Genomic DNA, 20,228 nt, shown 5'->3' on the forward strand with positions numbered 1-20,228 from the left:
GTCAGCCCTGCTCAAGGCTCTGATCGAGACGTTGCATGGCGTGCTGCAATTGATCGACGGCTTCGTCGATCAGCGCTGCGCTGGCCAAGGCGCAGGCATGCTCCAGTTGCTCGCAACTTTCGATCAGATGCCGGGCGCCGACGATGCGCGCACCACCTTTGATACGGTGCGCGAGGTCTTTCAACGCCGGTAGATTATCGTTTGCTTGCGCCTGTAGCAGGTTCTCGCGGTCCTCGCGGTTGGACTCCGCCAGTTTGCGTAACAATCGATCAATCTGCGTGCGATCACCACCGACGTAGGGTTCCAGCCCGCTCAAGTCGATCTGCGACGCTGGGGGGCATGCGCTCGTGGTCTCGACAAACCGCTCAGCCAGCCACCTGTCCAAGTCCGCCAGCCGGATCGGCTTGAACAGGCAGTCGTCCATCCCCGCTTCAAGGCAACGGACTTTTTCTTCAGGTTGCGCATTGGCGGTGAAGCCCAGAATCAGTGTGCGCGGCACGCCTTGAGCACGTTCTTCATCACGGATCGCGCCGGTCAATTCATAACCGCTCAAATACGGCATATTGCAGTCTGTGATGACCACATCAAAGGCGTGGGTTAGCCACAGCCCGAGTGCCTGTTCCCCGTCCTTGGCCTCCATCACGCGATGCCCGAGATAAACGAGCTGGCTGGAAAGCAATTGCCGATTGGCCGGGTAATCGTCCACCACCAGCATCGTCAGCAGACGTGTGTATTTTAGTGTTGCGCGATCCTCCGATTCGCCGGCCGGCAACGGTTTCAAGTCGACCGGCGACAAACTGATCTCGACCTCCGACCCCCGACCCACGACGCTACGCAGCGTCAGTCGCCCGCCCATCATTTCGCACAGCGTGCGACTGATGACCAGCCCCAGCCCCGAACCTTTGCAACCCGACGGTTGATGGCTGCCAACCTGAACGAAGGGACTGAACAAGCGCTGTTGATCAGCGTTGCTGATGCCAATGCCGCTGTCTCTAATGCGCATGTCGACCGTCAGATGGCCGGACAAACCAGGCACCACCCGCAGCGTCAGACTCACCTCGCCTTCACGGGTAAACTTGATCGCGTTGCTCAACAGGTTGGACAGCACCTGTTTGAAGCGCGTTGGATCGATCAGCACATCACGGTCACTGGCAGGGTCCAGATCGACCCGCCATAGCAGATTTTTCTCCCTGGCCAGCCCTTCGAACACCCGGCACAACGACGTCACCAATGCGTGAAGATTGACCCGCTCGGGCGTCAGGGACAAATGCCCGGATTCGATGCGTGCGATGTCGAGGATATCGCCGATCAACGCCAGCAGCTGCTGTGCTGCGGTCGACGCGACATCAATGGAAAAACGGTCGACTACGCCCTCTTGCGCGTGCTTATCGGCCATTTCAAGCATGCCGAGCAGGGCATTCATCGGCGTGCGGATTTCATGGCTCATGGTCGCCAGGAAAGTGGTTTTCGCCCGATTGGCATCGTCTGCCGCGTCCTTGGCTTCCTGCAATTGCTGCAACCACTGTTGTCGCTGACGGATCTGCCGACGCTGCCAGGCGATCCATCCCAGCGCCAGCAGCAACGCAGCCCCTGCCGCAGCAAACGCCTGCAAAATACGTTGGCGATGACGCAGCCAATAACTGTCCTCGACCACCACATCATTGCTCCAGCGGGCCACCAGCGTGTCCATTTCCTCGGGAGAAATGCTCAGCAATGCCTTGTTCAGAATCGACTGCAACTCCCGTGCATCCGGGCCGGTGGCCAGGCTGATGCGCGCCGGTTCGTCGCCCACGGTACTGCCGATACGTAAACGTCCCTGGTAATACCGGGAAATCAGGTAACGGGTGATGAACAACGAACTGAGCGCGGCGTCGGCCTGGCCTTTATTGACCAGATCCAGGCCCTCGGCCGGGCTTTGCACATCCACCATCCGCACGCCGGGCACACGGGCCTGAATGAAGGCACGCATCGGATGACTGTGATAAATCGCCAGGCGCTTGCCGCTCAGATCGTCAGGCGTTCTGGGGCTACCCGGTGTGACAGCACTCACCAGCGTGTACGGATTGGTTAAATAAGACCGGGTGAAGTGCAGTTCGGCGACGCCTTCGGTCGTGGGGATGATGGCGGGCAAGACGTCGATCTCGCCGGTCCTGAGTCGCCGGACCTGCTGGTCCAGGGATTGGCCGCGCAGCACGTTGAAATTCAAACCGCTGCGCTGGCTGATCAGTGTCAGCAATTGCGCGGTCAATCCGCTGAATCGCCCCTCGGTATCGTAGAACGTCAACGGCGCAAAGTTTTCGGCCACGCCCACGTTCACGGTCGGGTGCCGATCCAGCCAACGCTGCTCACTCTCACTCAGACTCACTCGTTGCTGACCCAAGACCTTCGCCTGGCCGGCACTCCAGCGTTGTTCGATGAGCGAGCGCTGATCCATCGGGATCGCCGCCAGTGCCTTGTCGATGATGCCCTTGAGCGCCAGGTTGTCCCGCGCCAGTGCGAAGCCGAACGGATTGGCGTCAAGGCCGGACGGTGCCACCAGGTGTATGTAATTGAGGTAGTTGTTGTTGATCAGGTAATTGGCGCTGATAAGGTCGCCGAGATAGACGTCATCCTGCCCATACGCCACCGCCCCGAGCGCATCGAGCGCCGACGAATACCGGTGCAGGCCCGCCTCGGGGTAGAACGATTCAACGGTTTGCGCCTGCAGATAGTCATCGGCCATGGCAATGCGTTTACCCGCCAGGTCCTCGGGCAGGTGCTCGTCGAGCCGGGTGACCAGCATCGGCTGATCTTCTGCGTAGGCGCTGGACAGGATCAGGTCGGGGTCGGCCGCTTCGAAGTTGTTCGAGGTACCGAGCAGATCCAGCTCGCCGTCTTTGAGCGCCTCCATGGCCGCTTCACGCGTGACATAGCGCAGCACCTCGATTTGCACGTTCAGCAATTGTGCTACCAGCACGGCGTAATCAGCGGTGATGCCTTCGAGCTCATCGTGATTGCGTGTCACCTCGAACGGCGGGTAGTCCGGCCCGGTTACCCCGAGGCGCAAGACTCGCTTGTCACGCAGCCATTGCCGGTCATTTTCATCCAGCTTGACCTGGTAGCCCTCTGCGCTCGAACGCCCCAGCAAGTGCAATTGCTTGGGCTCCTCGGCGATGGTGGCCGACGCTGGGGGCACGAGGCAAAACATCAGAAACAGCAGCAGGAAACGCACGGTCAGCGCACTCAGATCAAGTGATTGCGTATGGCGAAGTCGCGCAGATGCACCGCCGAGTTCAGCCGCAGTTTTTCGATCAGACGGGTCTTGTAGGTGCTGACGGTCTTGTGGCTCAAGTGCATGAGTTCAGCAATTTCCTTGTTTTTAACCCCCCGGGCCAGGTATTGCAGGATGGTCAACTCTCGGTTGGAAAGATTGTCGATCATCTGTCTTTCGCTGTGTTGCACCGTATCCAGCGACCCGGCGGACAGCTGCGTGAAATAGGTATACCCAGAAATAACTGCTTGCACGGCTTTGTGCAATTGACCCAAGTTGTTGGTCTTGGAGACATACGCCAAGGCCCCGGCGCGCATGCAGCGTTCTTGAAAGAACAACGGATCCAGGGAGGTGAATACCAGCACCACACACTTCCATTGGTTGCCTTTGATTCGCTCCAACACATCCAGCCCGTTCCCGCCGGGCATGACCAGATCCAGAATGACCAGATCGACCGTATGCTCACGCAATATCGACAACGCCTCGCCAACGCTGGCCGCTTCATGAATCCGCTTGAAACCTTCCTGCTCGAGTACAAGCATCACTGCAGCGCGAACCACAGGATGATCGTCGGCAATCAGCACTGACTTCATGGCAACTCCCTGTGCAAAGACTCGACGAATGCCCGCCGGACAAAGACGTGGCAGACGCTACGGCTGCGCCAAGACTCTTGCATGGGCGAAAGCAGGAATCTACCTGTAAGAAATGACAGTGGCGACGAACGGTAATAGCGAATCAACCGGCAGTCTGCGCAGATCGCACGCTCAGCCAAGGGTATTGGTCTTCGCTCAGCGGTGGATCGATCATCGTCATCAGCCGCTGGATGCACGTCAAATCAGGCAGAGGTGCGTGGCTGACCTGAACCCTTTGCGTTCCAACCGCCGGGGTCGGCGGCAACTGCGCCCGCTGACCGTCGAAAATCAGTGCGTTGCGCACTTGCCGGTTATCGAGGAAGTAGCCGAGCACATCCAGTTCGCCGCAGACCAGCGAGGCATTGACGACCACCAGATCGAACGGTTCGCAACCGTACTCGACCAGGCACAACATGGGCGCAAGGCCCTGCACGGGCGCCACCCGGTAATAGCCGAGTAGGTTGAACAGCCGCTCGATTTTCATCCGGTGGAAATGCTGCTCGTCGGCGATCAGGATACGCAGCGCTTTGTTCGGCATCGTAGCCTCCCTGGATATGGCGGATGTTGGAGGCGCAGGAGGCTACGGGAGATGCACGAAGGTTTCTGTAGGACTTTTCCTAAAAGTCCGTGGCCACCGCCGTTACTGCCAACCGAACCGACGAATGTAGAACCCCTTCACGGCCTGGGTCAGCCCCATGTAAGCCAGCAGAATCACCGGCAGGAACACAAAGTACAGCGACGGCAGTGCCTGCAGTTTGAAGTAATGCGCCAGCGGTCCCATCGGCAGGAAAATGCCCACAGCCATAATGACCCCGGTCATCACCAGCAGCGGCGTGGCTGCGCGGCTTTGCAGGAACGGGATTTTCGGCGTGCGGATCATGTGCACGATCAACGTCTGGGTCAGCAACCCGACCACGAACCAGCCGGACTGGAACAGGGTCTGGTGATCCGGGGTGTTGGCGTCGAACACGTACCACATCAAGGCAAACGTGGTGATGTCGAAGATCGAACTGATCGGGCCGAAAAACAGCATGAAGCGCCCAACGTCCGCCGGCTGCCAGCGTTGTGGTTGTTTGAGCATTTCGTCGTCGACGTTATCGAACGGGATGGCGATTTGCGAAATATCGTAGAGCAGGTTTTGCACCAGCAGGTGCATCGGCAGCATTGGCAGGAACGGAATGAACGCGCTGGCCACCAGCACCGAGAACACGTTGCCGAAGTTGGAACTGGCGGTCATCTTGATGTACTTGAGCATGTTGGCGAACGTGCGGCGCCCTTCCAGCACGCCCTCCTCCAGCACCATCAGGCTCTTTTCCAGCAGGATGATGTCCGCCGCTTCCTTGGCGATGTCCACGGCACTGTCCACCGAAATACCGATATCGGCGGTGCGCAGGGCCGGGGCGTCATTGATGCCGTCGCCCATGAAACCGACCACATGACCGTTGCCTTTGAGCAGGCGCACGATGCGCTCCTTGTGTGAAGGCGTGAGTTTGGCGAAGACGTTGGTGGTCTCGACCGCCACCGCCAACTGCGCGTCGCTCATGCGCTCGATGTCATTGCCCATCAGCAGGCCTTGTTGCTCCAGGCCGACTTCGCGGCAGATCTTGGCGGTCACCAGTTCGTTGTCGCCGGTCAGCACTTTGACCGCCACGCCGTGAGCCGCCAGGGCCTTGAGCGCAGGCGCGGTGCTTTCTTTGGGCGGATCAAGGAACGCCACGTAACCAATCAGCGTCAGTGCCTGTTCATCCGCCAGACTGTAGGTATCCCCGCCTTCGATCATCGACCGCGCGGCCACGGCCACCACCCGCAAGCCTTCGGCGTTGAACGCCGCAGTAACCTGACGAATGCGCGCCAGCAGTTCATCGGTCAGTGCTTCGTCGGCTTCGCCATGGCGCACCCGGGTGCACACCGCCAACACTTCTTCCACCGCTCCTTTGCAAATCAGCAGGTGCGGTTGATCACGCTCGGCAACCACCACTGACATGCGCCGGCGGGTGAAGTCGAACGGAATTTCATCGACCTTGCGAAAGGCGGTGCCGACTTTCAGCTCACGGTGGATTTCCACGTGTTCGAGCACCGCCACGTCCAGCAGGTTTTTCAGGCCGGTCTGGTAGTAGCTGTTGAGGTAAGCCATTTCCAGCACGTCATCGGAGTCGTTGCCCCAGACGTCGACGTTGCGCGCCAGAAAGATCTTGTCCTGGGTCAGGGTACCGGTCTTGTCGGTGCACAGCACGTCCATGGCACCGAAGTTCTGGATCGCGTCGAGGCGTTTGACGATGACCTTTTTGCGCGACAGGAACACCGCGCCCTTGGCCAGGGTCGAGGTCACGATCATCGGCAGCATTTCCGGGGTCAGGCCCACGGCAATCGACAGCGCGAACAGCAGCGCCTGGGTCCAGTCACCCTTGGTGAAACCGTTGATGAACAGCACCAGCGGCGCCATGACGAACATGAAGCGAATCAGCAGCCAGCTGACTTTGTTGACCCCGGTCTGGAATGAAGTCGGTGCGCGATCCGTGGCGCCGACCCGTTGGGCCAGGGCGCCGAAATAGGTGTTGTTACCGGTGGTCAGAATCACCGCGATGGCCGTGCCGGACACCACGTTGGTGCCCATGAACAGAATGTTGTCCAGGTCCAGAGGATTGTGCGTATCGCCGTTCTGCTGGTGGCGGAATTTTTCCACCGGCATCGATTCACCGGTCATCGCCGCCTGGCTGACGAACAGGTCCTTGGCGCTGAGCACCCGGCAATCGGCAGGAATCATGTCGCCGGCCGACAAGACGATCAGATCCCCCGGGACCAATTGCTTGATCGGCACTTCGCTGCGCAACGCATCCCCGCGCAGCACCGTGGCGGTGTTGCTGACCATCGCCTTGAGGGCGTCGGCGGCCTGGTTGGATTTGGTTTCCTGCCAGAAGCGCAGCAAGGTCGAGAGCACCACCATCGAGAAAATCACGACGGCGGCTTTCATGTCCTCGGTCAGCCAGGAGATGACCGCCAGCAAGGTCAGCAGCAGGTTGAACGGGTTTTTGTAGCAGTGCCAAAAATGGGTCCACCACGGCAGCGGTTGCTCGTGCTCGACCTCGTTGAGGCCAAACTGCTCGCGCAGGGTGTCGGCTTCGAGTTCGCTCAGGCCGTCGGTGTGGCTACCGAGGTTGTTCAGCAGTTGACCGGTGTCGCTGTTGGCGGCGCTGACCAGGGTTTGCGCGAGCGTCGGCGGCACTTCGCGGCTGACAGGGAGGTCGGTGAAGCTTTCCAGCAGCGCCAGGCGACGGAAGTGCCGGGCAATGTGGCGGGTGCGCAAGAATCCGGCGAAGAATTCTTTGAGCAGGGTCAGGTTCATGGCAGTTCCCCCAGGGTCGGCCAGGAAACCGTCGAGCAGGCGTGTCAAGTCGCTGCGATGTCGACGGCAAAGTCGAACACCACACACGGTTCAGCATCGAAGAGAGGGGCATCGGGACGCAGGTCAGGACTGACTGCGATCGGGAGGCCGCTGCTCGCTATCAGGCGAGACAACGGCACACAGGTGGCGCGTTATCTTGCCGGGAAGGTGCCGGTTATCAAAACCGGCCGACTACTGTCACTCGAACAAGTACCCACTGTGGGTCTCCGTAATGGATGAAAACGCGCGAAGCTTACGCCCCGATTTCCACAGAGTAAACGATGCCAAGGCGCCGGATTGGGGAATTGAAGGGTTCTTCAGGAAGGGTTCAGGATAGAGGTCAGATCGCCCCCTTGAGCCGCTGCGTCGCCAGCGACTGTAGATCCTGTGCTGCGCAGAATAACCAACTGACGAAACTTTCATGGTTCGACGTGAACTCTCGACATCACCCGCCAGTCAGCTAAATAAGCCCTCACTTCAAGGCGCCAACGCTGATGCAGATTTCCCTCAAGCAACAAGTCGCCCTGGTGACCGGTGCCAGTTCCGGCATCGGCGCAGGGTGCGCCAAGGCCCTGGCCGATGCCGGTGCTGCGGTGGTGCTCAATTACAACTCCGAGGCTGAACCCGCCGAAGAACTGGCCCGGCAGATCATCGCTGAAGGCGGTCGGGCGATTGCCATTGGCGCTGATGTTTCAAAAGAACAAGAGGTCGAACGCTTGTTCGCACACACCCTCGAAGCCTTCGGTTCGCTGGACATTCTGGTGGCCAATTCGGGTATGCAAAAAGATGCACCTGCCGTGGAGATGAGCCTCGCCGACTGGAACCAGGTGATCGGCGTCAACCTCACCGGACAGTTCCTCTGCGCCCGCGCCGCCCTGCGCATTTTCAACCGCCAGGGTGTTCGTGAAGGCGTGTCCCGGGCCGCCGGTAAAATCATCCATATGAGCTCGGTGCACCAACGCATTCCCTGGGCTGGACATGTCAACTACGCAGCCTCCAAGGGCGGTGTCGACATGCTGATGCAAACGCTCGCCCAGGAAGTCAGCCACCAGCGCATCCGCATCAACGGCATCGCGCCGGGGGCGATTCGCACCGCAATCAATCGCGCCGCCACCGAAGGCGCGGCTGAGCAGGAGTTGCTCAAACTTATCCCTTATGGCCGGGTTGGTGATGTCGAGGATGTCGCCAATGCGGTGGTTTTCCTCGCTTCCGATGCCTCCGACTACATCGTCGGTACCACGCTGTTCATCGACGGCGGCATGAGCCTCTATCCGGAGTTTCGCGGCAATGGCTGATCATCATCCCGAACGACAAAGCGCCATCGACGCCCACGGCATCATCGGCGACATGCGCAGCGCAGCACTGGTCAATGACCGGGGCAGCGTGGATTTTTTCTGCTGGCCGGAGTTCGACAGTCCGTCGATTTTCTGCTCGTTGCTGGACACGCCTGAGGCCGGGATTTTTCAGTTGTCACCGGACTTGCCTGATGCGCGTCGCGAGCAGATTTACCTGCCCGATACCAACGTGTTGCAAACCCGCTGGCTCAGCGAGCGCGCCGTGGTCGAAATCACCGACCTGCTCCCCATCGGCGATAGCGAAGATGATCTGCCGCTGCTGATGCGCCGTGTTCGTGTGGTCAGCGGCCAGGCAACGTTTCGCATGCGCTGCGCGGTGCGTCATGACTACGCCCGCGCCAACACCCGCACCCGTCTTGATGAACAGGACGTGATCTTCGAGGCCGACGGCCAGCCGTCCATGCGGCTCGCCTCGGATCAGCTTGTGCAGATTGACGGCAACGCGGCGGTGGCCGAGTTCACCCTTAAACAAGACCAGTGCGCCGAGTTCCTGCTCGGCGGACTCGATGATCCGCGCTTCAAGGAAGGCTCCGCCGCGCTGTGCATGGAGCGCACAATGAAATTCTGGCGCGACTGGACCGGCAAATCCAGCTACCGCGGCCGCTGGCGAGAAATGGTCAACCGCTCGGCCTTGGCACTGAAGCTGCTGACCTCACGCAAACACGGCGCAATCCTCGCCGCCGCCACATTCGGCTTGCCGGAATCCCCAGGCGGCGAACGCAACTGGGACTACCGCTACACCTGGATCCGCGACGCCTCGTTCACCGTCTACGCCTTCATGCGCCTGGGTTATGTCGACGAGGCCAATGCCTACATGAGTTGGTTGCGCGGGCGGGTCAGTGATTGCCACGGCAATTCCATGAAACTCAACATCCTCTATGCCATCGACGGCCGCCAGGAACTGCCGGAAACCGAACTGTCGCACCTGTCCGGCCATGGCGGCGCGACGCCGGTGCGGATCGGCAACCAGGCTTACGATCAGGTCCAGCTCGATATCTTCGGCGAGCTGATGGACGCGGTGTACCTGGTCAACAAATACGGCGACGCCATCTCCCATGAGGGCTGGAAACACGCGGTGGAAGTTGTGGATCAGGTCTGCGAAACCTGGCAGCAACAGGACGTGGGCATCTGGGAAATGCGCGGCGAGCAGCATCATTTTCTGCATTCGCGACTGATGTGCTGGGTTGCTCTGGACCGGGCCATTCGCCTCGCTTCGAAGCGCTCGCTGCCCGCCCCGTTCGCCCGCTGGGACCAGACCCGCCAGGCCATCTACGCCGACATCTGGGAAAACTTCTGGAACGAAGAACGCGGGCATTTCGTCCAGCACATCGGCGGCACCGCGCTGGATGGCTCGATGTTGCTGATGCCGCTGGTGCGCTTCGTCAGCGCCAAGGATCCGCGCTGGCTCGCCACCCTCGATGCGATTGAAAAAACCCTGGTGCGTGACGGCATGGTCTATCGCTATCGCAACGATGACAGTCAGATCGATGGCCTGGACGGCACGGAAGGCGCCTTCGCCGCGTGTTCATTCTGGTACGTCGAATGCCTGGCCCGGGCGGGTCGCGTGGAAAAGGCGCATCTGGAGTTCGAACAGCTGCTGAGGTACGCCAACCCGCTGGGCTTGTATGCCGAAGAGTTCGACAGCCAGGCGCGTCATCTGGGAAATACGCCGCAAGCGTTGACGCATCTGGCATTGATCAGTGCGGCGTGTTTTCTTGATCGGAAATTGAGTGGGGAGAAAAATTACTGGCAGCCTTGAGAAGGCGTCGCCCCTATCGCGAGCAGGCTCGCTCCCACAGTGGATTTGTGTCACGCCATAGATCCAATGTGGGAGCGAGCCTGCTCGCGATAGGGCCATCAGCCTCAACACAAGACTGACTGAACGCCTCATCTGCAACCGACAGAGCCTGTCGGAAACTTCCCGTTTCAGAGTGCCGTTTGTAGGACCACTATTTGCTCGCCGCACGCTTAAACGCGGCCAGACTGAATAAACACGCCTCACCATGAGGCGTGCAGGCCATTTCCCTACATTGACTAAACAACCATTGCTGTTTACCTGTCCGACACTTGGTTCCTACACCCAAAAATACCTTGTTGCCAGCTGTAACAACCCCACCTACCATCGACGCTCAACGGGTACAGCGGAGCTGTCCAACAAAACCCGAATTCAAGGAACCAGAATGACTCAACGCATCCACCGCCCCATCGACTCTCCCCTGCGGTCAGGTCTGAACCGCGATGAATTGTGGGAAGACCACGACAAAGGCCTGATCAAATGCTGGGAAATCGGCCGCCAACGTGCCGCCCGATTCCCCGAACTCGCCCAACGCTGCCTTGTCGGCGAGCTGCCGGTACTGGGTTGGAAAGGTGGCGTCAGCCGCAGCCTGAAGAAACTTGAAAAATACGGATCCCTCAAATACCTCGCCCAGTGGCAGGGTTTGCGCGGAGAAGATCTGGATGTTGATCTGGATAAAGAGCGGGCGCTGACCTGTTCACGGACCAGGATGGTGGTGACGTTTACACCGGACCGGTCGAAATACTTCAATCAAGTGGCGGAAGTCTAAGTCCGTCGCTTTCGTAAGCTAATCAGCGAATAGCAACTTAACCCCCCATTATCAACTCAACACAACTACCGACTTCGAGTTATCAATGACCTCCATTTCAACAGACCTAGAATCCGTCACATCGCCTACACCCACGACAGCCAGACAGTACTTTAATACAACACTTCAATCATTTCTCTCAGAAGACACACGCAAGACTTATTACGCCATCAGCCTACTATCGGGACTGATGATTTTCTTCATCTATTTCTCCCACATCAATTACACCCCAAAAATATCAATTACAGACTCGGTCATGTTGATCTTTTCCGCTTTAGTCATTGGAGTGGGGTTTTCGCTGATATTAGCGGGGCTTTTTATTCTCCCAGCGTTGATATGGAAAGAGATGCTGGGTGACTCAATCACAGGGGAAAGAAAACAGCGCTTCAAATACCTCGCCATTCGGCAGGGCGTTCTACCGTTGGCGCTACTAATCCTGGCACTTTGCATGACGCTTTACCCGAAGCACTTTCAATGGTTTGCCATGGGCTTGGCTTTTTCAGTTCTATTATGGTTTTTTTCGCTTATTGGTGATGAGAAAATTGGGCGTCATATATTGGCATTTATCTGCAATGGATTTGTACTTAGCATCTGCACCTTCATGTTAATCAATATTGCGATGCATGGCGTAGAGGATATAAAGAACGCTGAAGAGCGTGAAATGATGACACGTTTTTATCTATTTTCGGCGCTGACAATGACAGTGCTATATAACTTATTTGTCGCCTCTTTCGAAGACTTCGGATTGAAAGAAGCCAGTGTCGGTGCCGGACTATTACTGGCCAGCATATTCCTGAGCACACAAAGCATTGCAACCATCCCCAAAGGCGTCATGCATATACTTGGACAAGGTAGCTTTCGTGCCAACGAGATCATATTGAATGGAGAGATTTGTGACTATTTCAAATCAAAAAACCCTTCAAAAACAGAACAGCTTTCCACGCAAACGTGTTCATTGAAAGAACCTTGGATACTTTGGAAAGGTGACGACGTCATCATGATAAAGATCCAAAGAACCAAATACCCCATTGATAGAAAGGATATAAAAATATTTTCCTATGATGTCTTTCCGAACGAATGATGTCCCGAAAGCAATGATGAGCTAATGTTTACGGCAGTCACTCTGTGGAGCCTGCCGTGAACGAACTGTTTAACTCTAAACATATTATTCAGACGTTAACGCTGCAAATTGCTTACGAAGCACATGGCTCTACGTCCGGCGAGCCCGTGATCCTTCTCCACGGCTTCCCCTACTCCCCACGAGCCTACGACGAAATCGCCCCCGCCCTCGCCGCCGAGGGTTACCGCGTAATCGTCCCGTATTTGCGCGGTTACGGCCCGACCCGTTTCAACAGCCCCGATACTCTGCGCTCCGGTCAGCAAGCCGCGCTCGCCCAGGATTTGCTCGACCTGATGGACGCGCTCACCATCCCTCAGGCCGCCCTGTGCGGTTACGACTGGGGCGGTCGGGTGGCGTGCATTGTGGCCGCGTTGTGGCCGCAGCGAGTTCGTTGCCTGGTGACCGGCGACGGTTACAACCTCTAGGACATCCCGAATTCGGTGCGGCCGCTGGACCCGGCATCCGAGCATCGCCCCTGGTATCAGTACTATTTCCACACCCCGCGCGGGGTCGAAGGCCTGACGAACAATCGTCGTGACTTGTGTGAACTGCTCTGGAAGTTGTGGTCACCCACTTGGGCCAAAGGCCCCGGGTTATATCCGCTGAGCGCCCCGGCCTTCGACAATCCGGACTTTGTCGACGTGGTGATTCACTCCTATCGCCATCGATTCATGTACGTGCCCGGCGACCCGGCGCTGGAATGGATGGAAGAGGCATTGACCCGACAACCGGCCATCAGCGTACCAACGATCTCACTGTGTGGCGCCGACGATGGCGTTGGCCCAGCGCCGGAAATAGACGAAGACGCCGAGCATTTCACCGGGCGCTACGAGCGAAGAGTGCTGGCAGGCGTGGGACATAACATCCCCGAAGAAGCACCTGAAGCGATGCTCAAGGCATTACTGGATCTGCTGAAGGGCTGACGGAAAACCGTTCGCGATAGGCTTGTGGCGTTACGCCCATCCCCCGCAGAAAGCTACGGCGCAACGTTTCTTCGCTGCCGAATCCGCACTGTACGGCAATGCGTTTGATCGGCACGCCGGTGTCGCTGAGTAACCGGCGCGCCGTCTCGACCCGGATCAGTTCAATGGCCCGGGCCGGGGTCTGGCCTGTGTCAGCGCGATAGTGACGCACGAAACTGCGTTCGCTCATGCCCGCCTGCAGCGCCAGGGTCGGAATGCCGAGGTCTTTGGTCAGGTTTTCGCTGATCCAGGCGTGCAGCTCGTCGAACCGGCTGCCTTCCTTTTGCAGGGACAAGGTCACGCTGAACTGCGACTGGCCACCCGGCCGCTTGAGAAAAACCACCAATTGTCGCGCGACTTCCAAGGCCATCGTGCGGCCCAGGTCTGCTTCGACCATCGCCAACGCCAGGTCGATGCCCGCGGTGACCCCGGCCGAGGTCCACACCGGACCGTCGTTGATAAAGATGGGATTGGGTTCGACCCGCAGTTGCGGATGCTTCTGCGCCAACTGCTCGCAGCGGGTCCAGTGGGTGACGACACGCCGACCGTCGAGCCAGCCACTCGCCGCCAGCAAAAAGGCCCCGGTGCAGACTGACGAAACCCGCCGACAAGCCTTCGCGTGTTCTCGCACCCACGCTACCAACGGTGCGTCTTCCGCTGCGGCATACACGCCCCAGCCGCCCGCGATGATCAAAGTATCGCTGCCTTGCTCGGGCAACGGTTCGGCCAGCAGCGCCAATCCCGCCGACGACATCACCGCCCCGCCGCCACTGGCAATCACTGTCGGTGCATAGGGCGGCGGCACACCGTGCTGGCGGGCGATGTCGTTGGCCGAGGCGAACACCTGCAACGGCCCGGTGACATCCAGCAATTGCACATTGGCGAACGCGAGCACATGAATGGTTTTCGGCATGATTGGCGTAATTCGTGGGGTGATTGGCGTATGCGCCAGATCCTACGAGCCTAAAGTGAAGTCGTCCACCCCACTTCATGAGAAAAACGCCATGACGTTGCAGATCGGTTTTCTGTTGTTTCCACAGGTTCAACAACTGGACCTCACAGGCCCTTACGACGTGCTGGCCTCACTGCCGGACGTGAAGGTGCATCTGATCTGGAAGGACCTGGTGCCGGTCACCGCGAGCACGGGGCTGGTGCTGAAACCGACCACGACCTTCGACGATTGCCCGGCGCTGGATGTGATCTGCATCCCCGGTGGCAGCGGCGTCGGACCGTTGATGGAAGATCAGCAGACGCTGGCCTTTATCAAGGCCCAGGCCGCGAATGCACGGTACGTCACGTCGGTTTGCACCGGGGCGCTGGTGCTCGGTGCGGCAGGTCTGCTCAAGGGTAAACGCGCGACCACTCACTGGGCTTATCACGAACTGTTGGCACCGTTGGGGGCGATCCCGGTGATGGATCGGGTGGTGCGCGATGGCAACCTGCTGACCGGCGGCGGGATTACCGCTGGGATCGACTTTGCCCTGACCCTGGCAGCCGAATTGTTCGATAAAGACACGGCCGAACTGGTGCAGTTGCAACTGGAATACGCGCCGGCACCACCGTTCCAGTCAGGCAGCCCTGACACAGCGCCGCCGGGTGTCCTGGCGGAAGCGCAACGGCGTGCGGCACCGTCGCTCCAGCAACGGACGCAGATTACCGAACGAGCAGCGGCCAGGCTGTAGGTCGTACTTTTTCACAGGCGAAAAAAAACCCGCCTAGGCGGGTTTCTCAAGACCATTTTCGACATCCTGTCGGCAGCCATCCTGGCCAATGGTCGATCATCCGTGATCCTGAGCACTCCCTGTGCTTCAGTTGATGGATCCAGATTAACGGCATCGATGAAGTATAAAAAGACGACATACCCGTTAGCGGGTGTAAGCGTTTGACCACTGACGTCAAAAACCTGCGTGCCTTTGCCTGTCGAAGGAGGCAGTTCCAGGAGACCGCAGTTTTCAGCAGACGAAAAAAAACCCGCCGAAGCGGGTTTTCCCAAGACCATATCGACTCCCTGTCGGCAGCGAATCCTTGCTAATGGTCGATCATCCATGATCCTGGAGCACTTCCTGTGCTTCAGTTGATGAGGCTAGATTACGCTTCGGATCCAATGTGCAATAGACGACATAGCTACCATCGCGTGTAAGACATTCGCTATAGCCACCCTTCCGTAAACCCTTAGACGGCTAAGGTATCCAGCCTTCAAACCCCGGTTTCTGCGGTTTGTAGCTGACTTTGCGCTGTCAGGCGAACATCAGGCCATTGCCACCGCCGTCACTCTTCCTGACGCTCGCGGGCCTTGGTGCTGGTCTTGAGAAATTCTTCGATATTGTTCATCTGCTCATCCCAACCACGGCTGTCCATGCGGAACGCCTTGAGCCTGCGTGATTGCGGGATGTGGTCGAAACCGGACTCGGTAACCTTCAGCAAGGTGCCGTCATCCATGTCTTCGAGCTCGAATTTCACCAAGGTCGTGGGTTCCTGGGAGTAATCGACCTCCGGCTCCACCGCATAGGGGTGCCAGCGAAAGGAAAACACCCGCTCGGGCTCGACCCGTTCCACTAACACATTCCACAGCAAGTGCTCATAGCCGGGGTACGTGATCTGCCCCTGGGTCCATTCACCGGCGACAAAACGCTTGCCCTCCAGCGAAACGCCAAACCACTGCCCAAAGGCTTCGGCATTGGCCACCACGCGCCACACCTTCGAACGCGGCACTTTGAGCAAAATCTTCCTTTCAATGCGATCTGATGCAGGGTTCATAAGCCACCTCCTGTACTGAACAGTAGGCCTGTAAGACCACAAGACCAACCTTAAAGTTGTATCAACGGGGAGTTGTTATCAAGTGTGCCTGTAATATTCGGCCGCATTTGCGCTGCTAAGTTCTGGCGTGGAACGTTGGTCAATCAATGAAACTGCTAACGTGCACAGCGCCGTCATTCATACAAACGAGATTCACTGGACAGGACCCACGCGATGAAAAGCCTGCATGGCAGCTGTTTATGCAAAGCCATCGAGTACGAACTCGACAACCTCGACATGCCCATCAGCCACTGCCACTGCCAAACCTGCCGTAAAGCACACGCAGCGGCATTTGCATCGACAGCCGGGGTGATGCGCGAACACTTTCGCTGGATCAAGGGCCAGCCTCTGCTGAACAGCTATGAATCCTCACCGGGCAAGCTGCGGCATTTCTGTTCGGTCTGCGGCTCACACTTGATGGCGGAGCGCCTGGCCCAGCCTCACGTCATCATTCGTGTGGCCACGCTGGATGATGATCCGGGCATGACGCCTCAAGCCCATATCTGGACCTCACATGACGTGCCGTGGCTTGAACATCAATCGATTCAAAAATACCCCGAATGGCAGGTGTAGATTCCCGGATATTCCAGGGCGCTACAATGCGCCGAACCTCCCATGTCACAGCGAGCCTACCCCATGCACCCACGCTTCCTTCTGGCGCTGACGCCATTGCTGCTGCTCAGCACCGTCACCCATGCCGCAGACTGCGACAACGCCACTGACCAGGCCACGATGAACCAGTGTGCGGCGCAGCAGAACAAGGCGGCTGACAAGGAGTTGAATGCGCTTTACCAGCAGATTACCAACCGTTTGAAGAGCACTCCGGACAGCAAGAAGCTGTTGGTCAGCGCGCAGCGTTCGTGGGTTGCGTTTCGGGATGCCGAGTGCACGTTCTCGAGCGCTGGGGTCGAGGGCGGGAGTGCTTATCCGCTGATCTACAGCAACTGCGTCACTGAGCTGACCAAGGCGCGGGTGCAGACTTTCAGGAATTACTTGAAATGTCAGGAGGGGGATTTGAGCTGCCCGGTGCCGGGGGCTTGATGCTCCAAAGACCTACGGGACCTATCGTCGGATCGCCGCCCGGACCAGGCTCGCGCCCACATTTAACCGGTAAACATCGGTCGATGTGGGAGCGAGCCAACTCGCGATGGCGTCAGTTCAAGCGTCGCAGTTACCGGACAAATATCTGCGCCGTGGTAATCGCCATATCCCCGCCCGGCATCTTGATGCTGCCGATCTGCTTCAGGCTGTCGGCATCAAAGATCGCCACGTCATTGAACGTCCCCGCCAGGTAGATCTTGCTGCCGTCCTTGTTGAAGGAAATGCAGTAGTAGGAATGATCCAGCGTCGCGGACTGCAGCATTTTCTTCTCCTTGATGTCGTACTTGGCCAGACGGTTGAGCACGCCGTACATCAGGTTCGGGTCCTTGGGTGAACGCATGCCGCTGAAATAGATTTCCGTCAGGGGACCGAAGTCGGTGGTTTCGGTCTTGCCGGTTTTCAGGTCAATGCTGAACAGCCCGTACAGGTACTCGGCGGTCAGTGGATCCTGCTTCTTGTCCTTGAATTTTGCGGTGGTGTAGAGCAGCGAGAAGTCATGGCGGTAAGTTTGCTGGTTCCACACATAGAGCACGTCCGGCGCGGCGTAGTTCGCACGTTTCCAGTGACGGCTGGGGATCAGCACGTCGAACTTGCCGGTTTTCACGTCAACCTTGTAGACATCCGCCCCGGCCACGTACAGCGTACCGTCGTCACCGCTTTGCATGATGGTCAGTTGCCGCGGCGCCGGGAAGCTGCGCACGGGTTTGGCGTCCATGCCGGCGTCGGTGGCGTACACGTCGAGCCGCGGCTGCTGCACCTCATAGCGGTCATTGAGCATCAACGTCGGGTTGGCAATGGTGAACAGTTCCTTGCCGTCATGGCTGAGGGTGAAGGCGAACATCGACCGCGCCTTCTCCCCCGGTTTCTGCGTGATGCTGGCGTGGAACACCTGCTTGCAACTGTCCAGTTCGACGCCGTAGACATCGGCGTAGTGGTTGTTCAACACGTAAGCGGTCTTGCGGTCCGGCGACAACTGGATGGTGCCGGGCCCGAAGGCGTCCGGCATCTTGCAGGTCTTGAACACGGTGTCGGTCGCCAGATCGATGACGTGCAGGTTGTTCGGGTAATTGGTGGTCAACATGTACTCGTGACCATCTTGTAGCGCAGTGTTTTCATCGGCCAGAACGTTGAACGAACAGACGCTCAGGACGGCAAATGCGGCCAGGCCGCAGGCTTTGATGCGATGCATGCTGGAATCCTTCTTCTCTGTCCGATCACTTGTCTTTTGGAAAGACAGTCCCGAGGTTGCGCCAGTTTTCGTTGGACGCCTGGGCATCCTTGTTCCAGTCCGGGTAGGTGCTCATCATGTCCGGCACCTGGGCCGGCCACCAGCACGGATCGGAGCAGCCATACAGGTCGGCTTCCATCGGCTGGCAGAGCGACGACACACCGCCAAAGGCATCGATCTCCCAACCCGGGTCGGTGGTCGAGGCGCAGCCGGCGACGGAACTCATCGCCACCACTTCTTCAATGCGGTTTTCGGCCGCGGCCTCATCGAGTTTCAGCGCTTTATTATTGATTGCCTTGAGATGTTTCATATCAGTGAGCCTTGCGCGGAGTGATGTAGCTGCTGATAAACGCAGGGTTGTGGGCCATGATCCGGGTGTAGACCTCGATGCCGAAGTCGACCCAGTCACGCATCAGTTCGCAGTAGTGATAGGTCGGATGGGTCGGATCGCCGTAACGGGCGTAGCTCTCGTGGTAGCAGCCGCCGGAGCAGAGATTGCGGATCTGGCAGTCTTCGCAGCCGGTGTTGGTGCGGTCCAGGCGTTGGGACAGGAAGTCGTTCAACTCCACTTGCTTCACGGCGGTGTGGACGTTGCCGAAGGTCGGCAGGCTCGATCCGGTGAAGCGGTGACAGAGGTTCAGTTCGCCCTTGTAATCCACCGCCAGCATCTTCAGGCCCGCGCCGCACGGCAGGGCTTTTTTATGGCCTTCGTGGATGTCGGTGATCAACTGGTGCAGGTTGGAGAAACCGATGTTGCGGTGCTCCAGCGCCGCCTCCAGATAACGCCGGCCGAGCTTCTTCATGTTGGCGAATACCTCGATCAGCTCGTCGCTGGACAGGTTGAAGGTGCTGATGTCGCCGGAGGTCACCGGGGCGAACCCGACTTCGGCAAAACCCAGTTCGTTGAACAGGTGATCCCAAATGGTTTCGACGTCAGTGACGCCAGTGGTCAGGGTCACCCGCGCGCCCACCGGGCGGCTGTTGTAGCGCGACAGCAACATCTCGGCCTTGCGCCGCACCACGTCATACGTGCCCTGCCCGCCCACGGTGATGCGGTTGCGGTCGTGCACGGTTTTTGGTCCGTCGATACTGACGGACAAACCGAAGCGGTGAGCGTTGAGGTAGTCCACGGTCTCTTCGGTGAGCAGCGTGGCGTTGGTGGTCATGACGAACTCGACGAACTTGCCCGCCTCACGGAAACGCTTCTCGCAATAGTCGACCATGTATTCGATCAGCTTGCGATTGCTCAGCGGTTCGCCACCGAAGAACACCACGGTGAAACGCTCTTCGTCCGGCGACTCGCGCAGCAGCATTTCCACCGAGGCGACCGCTGTTTCGATGTCCATTTTCTTGCCGGCCGACGGCTTGTCGAGGTCTTCCTTGTAGCAGTAGGTGCAGCTCAAATTGCAGCCGGTGTTGACGTTGAGCACCACGGTATTGATCGCGGTACGCTCGACCCGTTTGGTGCCGATGTCCGGCGTCAGCGGCGAGCCGTCGCTGACCAGCTCCAGGGACATCAATTCGCGCAGGGTCTCGGTGATTTCCTCACCGTTGAACCGTGAAGCCAAACGCTGGATCAGGTCCTCCGACGTACAGCCGGGACCGCGCAAGGTGTCGATGATGGTGCCCGTCAGCTCATCGCTGGCGAACAGCGAACTGCTGGGGATGTGAAACAGCATGCGGTCGGCGTCGACGTGCACTTCGTGCAGATTTCGCTCGACCAGATTCAAAATAGCGCCCATTGCAACCTCCTGTGCAAACCCCGTTTTGACGGGGCCTGCGGTCATTCCGAAAAGTGT

The 20,228-nt window shown here is 58.5% G+C and carries 16 protein-coding genes and 1 pseudogene; 8 read left to right on the forward strand and 9 right to left on the reverse strand.

Annotated elements, in window-relative coordinates; translation table 11 throughout:
* Position 1: 1 nt before the first annotated feature.
* The 4 genes from QRN31_RS28825 to mgtA form a co-directional block, all read right to left on the reverse strand.
* Positions 2-3,187 (reverse strand): transporter substrate-binding domain-containing protein, encoded by a 3,186-nt coding sequence (locus QRN31_RS28825; protein ID WP_285436189.1) that lies wholly within the window; start codon positions 3,185-3,187, stop codon positions 2-4.
* A gap of 35 nt (positions 3,188-3,222) precedes the next feature.
* On the reverse strand, positions 3,223-3,843 hold the full coding sequence (locus QRN31_RS28830) for a response regulator transcription factor (protein ID WP_285436124.1): 621 nt from the start codon (positions 3,841-3,843) through the stop codon (positions 3,223-3,225).
* 142 nt (positions 3,844-3,985) lie between these two features.
* Positions 3,986-4,420 (reverse strand): response regulator, encoded by a 435-nt coding sequence (locus tag QRN31_RS28835; RefSeq protein WP_285436126.1) that lies wholly within the window; start codon positions 4,418-4,420, stop codon positions 3,986-3,988.
* Positions 4,421-4,522: 102 nt separating this feature from the next.
* Complete coding sequence (gene mgtA / locus QRN31_RS28840) at positions 4,523-7,225, reverse strand: magnesium-translocating P-type ATPase (RefSeq protein WP_285436128.1); 2,703 nt, start codon at positions 7,223-7,225, stop codon at positions 4,523-4,525.
* Positions 7,226-7,758: 533 nt separating this feature from the next.
* Here mgtA and QRN31_RS28845 point away from each other — a divergent pair.
* The 5 genes and pseudogenes from QRN31_RS28845 (at position 7,759) to QRN31_RS28865 (ending at position 13,265) form a co-directional block, all read left to right on the forward strand.
* On the forward strand, positions 7,759-8,559 hold the full coding sequence (locus QRN31_RS28845; protein WP_285436130.1) for a glucose 1-dehydrogenase: 801 nt from the start codon (positions 7,759-7,761) through the stop codon (positions 8,557-8,559).
* Entirely contained in the window at positions 8,552-10,378 is a 1,827-nt protein-coding gene (locus tag QRN31_RS28850) for a glycoside hydrolase family 15 protein (RefSeq protein WP_285436132.1), read from the forward strand. The genes QRN31_RS28845 and QRN31_RS28850 overlap by 8 nt, the downstream gene beginning before the upstream one ends.
* 421 nt (positions 10,379-10,799) lie before the next feature.
* A complete protein-coding gene (locus QRN31_RS28855) occupies positions 10,800-11,183 on the forward strand; it encodes a hypothetical protein (RefSeq protein WP_285436134.1) in 384 nt (127 codons plus the stop codon).
* A gap of 85 nt (positions 11,184-11,268) precedes the next feature.
* Complete coding sequence (locus QRN31_RS28860) at positions 11,269-12,303, forward strand: hypothetical protein (protein ID WP_285436136.1); 1,035 nt, start codon at positions 11,269-11,271, stop codon at positions 12,301-12,303.
* A 65-nt stretch (positions 12,304-12,368) separates the two neighbouring features.
* A pseudogene (locus QRN31_RS28865) lies at positions 12,369-13,265 on the forward strand (alpha/beta fold hydrolase).
* Here the strand turns inward: QRN31_RS28865 and QRN31_RS28870 are convergent.
* Positions 13,234-14,217: a GlxA family transcriptional regulator gene (locus QRN31_RS28870; protein ID WP_285436137.1), complete on the reverse strand. Its 984-nt coding sequence runs from the start codon at positions 14,215-14,217 to the stop codon at positions 13,234-13,236. The pseudogene QRN31_RS28865 and the gene QRN31_RS28870 sit on opposite strands and share 32 nt — an antisense overlap.
* Before the next feature lie 91 nt (positions 14,218-14,308).
* On the opposite strand from QRN31_RS28870, the gene inhA reads away from it, so the two are divergent.
* Positions 14,309-14,986, forward strand: coding sequence for an isonitrile hydratase (gene inhA, locus QRN31_RS28875; RefSeq protein ID WP_285436139.1), 678 nt, complete (start codon positions 14,309-14,311; stop codon positions 14,984-14,986).
* Positions 14,987-15,572: 586 nt separating this feature from the next.
* Here inhA and QRN31_RS28880 read toward each other — a convergent pair.
* Positions 15,573-16,061 (reverse strand): SRPBCC family protein, encoded by a 489-nt coding sequence (locus tag QRN31_RS28880; RefSeq protein WP_285436141.1) that lies wholly within the window; start codon positions 16,059-16,061, stop codon positions 15,573-15,575.
* A gap of 213 nt (positions 16,062-16,274) precedes the next feature.
* Between QRN31_RS28880 and QRN31_RS28885 the strand changes: the two genes are divergently transcribed.
* Both QRN31_RS28885 and QRN31_RS28890 read left to right on the forward strand, forming a co-directional pair.
* A complete protein-coding gene (locus tag QRN31_RS28885) occupies positions 16,275-16,673 on the forward strand; it encodes a GFA family protein (RefSeq protein WP_285436143.1) in 399 nt (132 codons plus the stop codon).
* Between the two features lie 63 nt (positions 16,674-16,736).
* Positions 16,737-17,141 (forward strand): lysozyme inhibitor LprI family protein, encoded by a 405-nt coding sequence (locus QRN31_RS28890; protein ID WP_285436145.1) that lies wholly within the window; start codon positions 16,737-16,739, stop codon positions 17,139-17,141.
* 130 nt (positions 17,142-17,271) lie between these two features.
* Here QRN31_RS28890 and peaD read toward each other — a convergent pair whose 3' ends face one another.
* Genes peaD through peaB form a run of 3 tightly spaced genes read right to left on the reverse strand, consistent with a single transcriptional unit; the run spans position 17,272 to position 20,171 of the window.
* Positions 17,272-18,390 (reverse strand): quinohemoprotein amine dehydrogenase subunit beta, encoded by a 1,119-nt coding sequence (gene peaD, locus QRN31_RS28895; RefSeq protein WP_285436147.1) that lies wholly within the window; start codon positions 18,388-18,390, stop codon positions 17,272-17,274.
* A gap of 25 nt (positions 18,391-18,415) precedes the next feature.
* The gene (gene qhpC, locus QRN31_RS28900) at positions 18,416-18,739 is read right to left on the reverse strand and encodes a quinohemoprotein amine dehydrogenase subunit gamma (protein WP_008145336.1); all 324 of its coding nucleotides are present in this window, start codon (positions 18,737-18,739) and stop codon (positions 18,416-18,418) included.
* A gap of 1 nt (position 18,740) precedes the next feature.
* Entirely contained in the window at positions 18,741-20,171 is a 1,431-nt protein-coding gene (peaB, locus tag QRN31_RS28905) for a quinohemoprotein amine dehydrogenase maturation protein (protein WP_285436151.1), read from the reverse strand.
* Positions 20,172-20,228: the final 57 nt, after the last annotated feature.

Origin of the sequence: Pseudomonas sp. fls2-241-R2A-110, from assembly GCF_030209165.1 — a bacterium.
GTDB lineage: Bacteria > Pseudomonadota > Gammaproteobacteria > Pseudomonadales > Pseudomonadaceae > Aquipseudomonas.

What these genes read in the sequence shown, in the direction of transcription:
- QRN31_RS28825 (WP_285436189.1), bottom strand. Translation starts at nt 3,187, where the DNA reads ATGTTTTGCCTCGTGCCCCCAGCGTCGGCCACCATCGCCGAGGAGCCC.
- QRN31_RS28830 (WP_285436124.1), bottom strand. Translation starts at nt 3,843, where the DNA reads ATGAAGTCAGTGCTGATTGCCGACGATCATCCTGTGGTTCGCGCTGCA.
- QRN31_RS28835 (WP_285436126.1), bottom strand. Translation starts at nt 4,420, where the DNA reads ATGCCGAACAAAGCGCTGCGTATCCTGATCGCCGACGAGCAGCATTTC.
- mgtA (WP_285436128.1), bottom strand. Translation starts at nt 7,225, where the DNA reads ATGAACCTGACCCTGCTCAAAGAATTCTTCGCCGGATTCTTGCGCACC.
- QRN31_RS28845 (WP_285436130.1), top strand. Translation starts at nt 7,759, where the DNA reads ATGCAGATTTCCCTCAAGCAACAAGTCGCCCTGGTGACCGGTGCCAGT.
- QRN31_RS28850 (WP_285436132.1), top strand. Translation starts at nt 8,552, where the DNA reads ATGGCTGATCATCATCCCGAACGACAAAGCGCCATCGACGCCCACGGC.
- QRN31_RS28855 (WP_285436134.1), top strand. Translation starts at nt 10,800, where the DNA reads ATGACTCAACGCATCCACCGCCCCATCGACTCTCCCCTGCGGTCAGGT.
- QRN31_RS28860 (WP_285436136.1), top strand. Translation starts at nt 11,269, where the DNA reads ATGACCTCCATTTCAACAGACCTAGAATCCGTCACATCGCCTACACCC.
- QRN31_RS28870 (WP_285436137.1), bottom strand. Translation starts at nt 14,217, where the DNA reads ATGCCGAAAACCATTCATGTGCTCGCGTTCGCCAATGTGCAATTGCTG.
- inhA (WP_285436139.1), top strand. Translation starts at nt 14,309, where the DNA reads ATGACGTTGCAGATCGGTTTTCTGTTGTTTCCACAGGTTCAACAACTG.
- QRN31_RS28880 (WP_285436141.1), bottom strand. Translation starts at nt 16,061, where the DNA reads ATGAACCCTGCATCAGATCGCATTGAAAGGAAGATTTTGCTCAAAGTG.
- QRN31_RS28885 (WP_285436143.1), top strand. Translation starts at nt 16,275, where the DNA reads ATGAAAAGCCTGCATGGCAGCTGTTTATGCAAAGCCATCGAGTACGAA.
- QRN31_RS28890 (WP_285436145.1), top strand. Translation starts at nt 16,737, where the DNA reads ATGCACCCACGCTTCCTTCTGGCGCTGACGCCATTGCTGCTGCTCAGC.
- peaD (WP_285436147.1), bottom strand. Translation starts at nt 18,390, where the DNA reads ATGCATCGCATCAAAGCCTGCGGCCTGGCCGCATTTGCCGTCCTGAGC.
- qhpC (WP_008145336.1), bottom strand. Translation starts at nt 18,739, where the DNA reads ATGAAACATCTCAAGGCAATCAATAATAAAGCGCTGAAACTCGATGAG.
- peaB (WP_285436151.1), bottom strand. Translation starts at nt 20,171, where the DNA reads ATGGGCGCTATTTTGAATCTGGTCGAGCGAAATCTGCACGAAGTGCAC.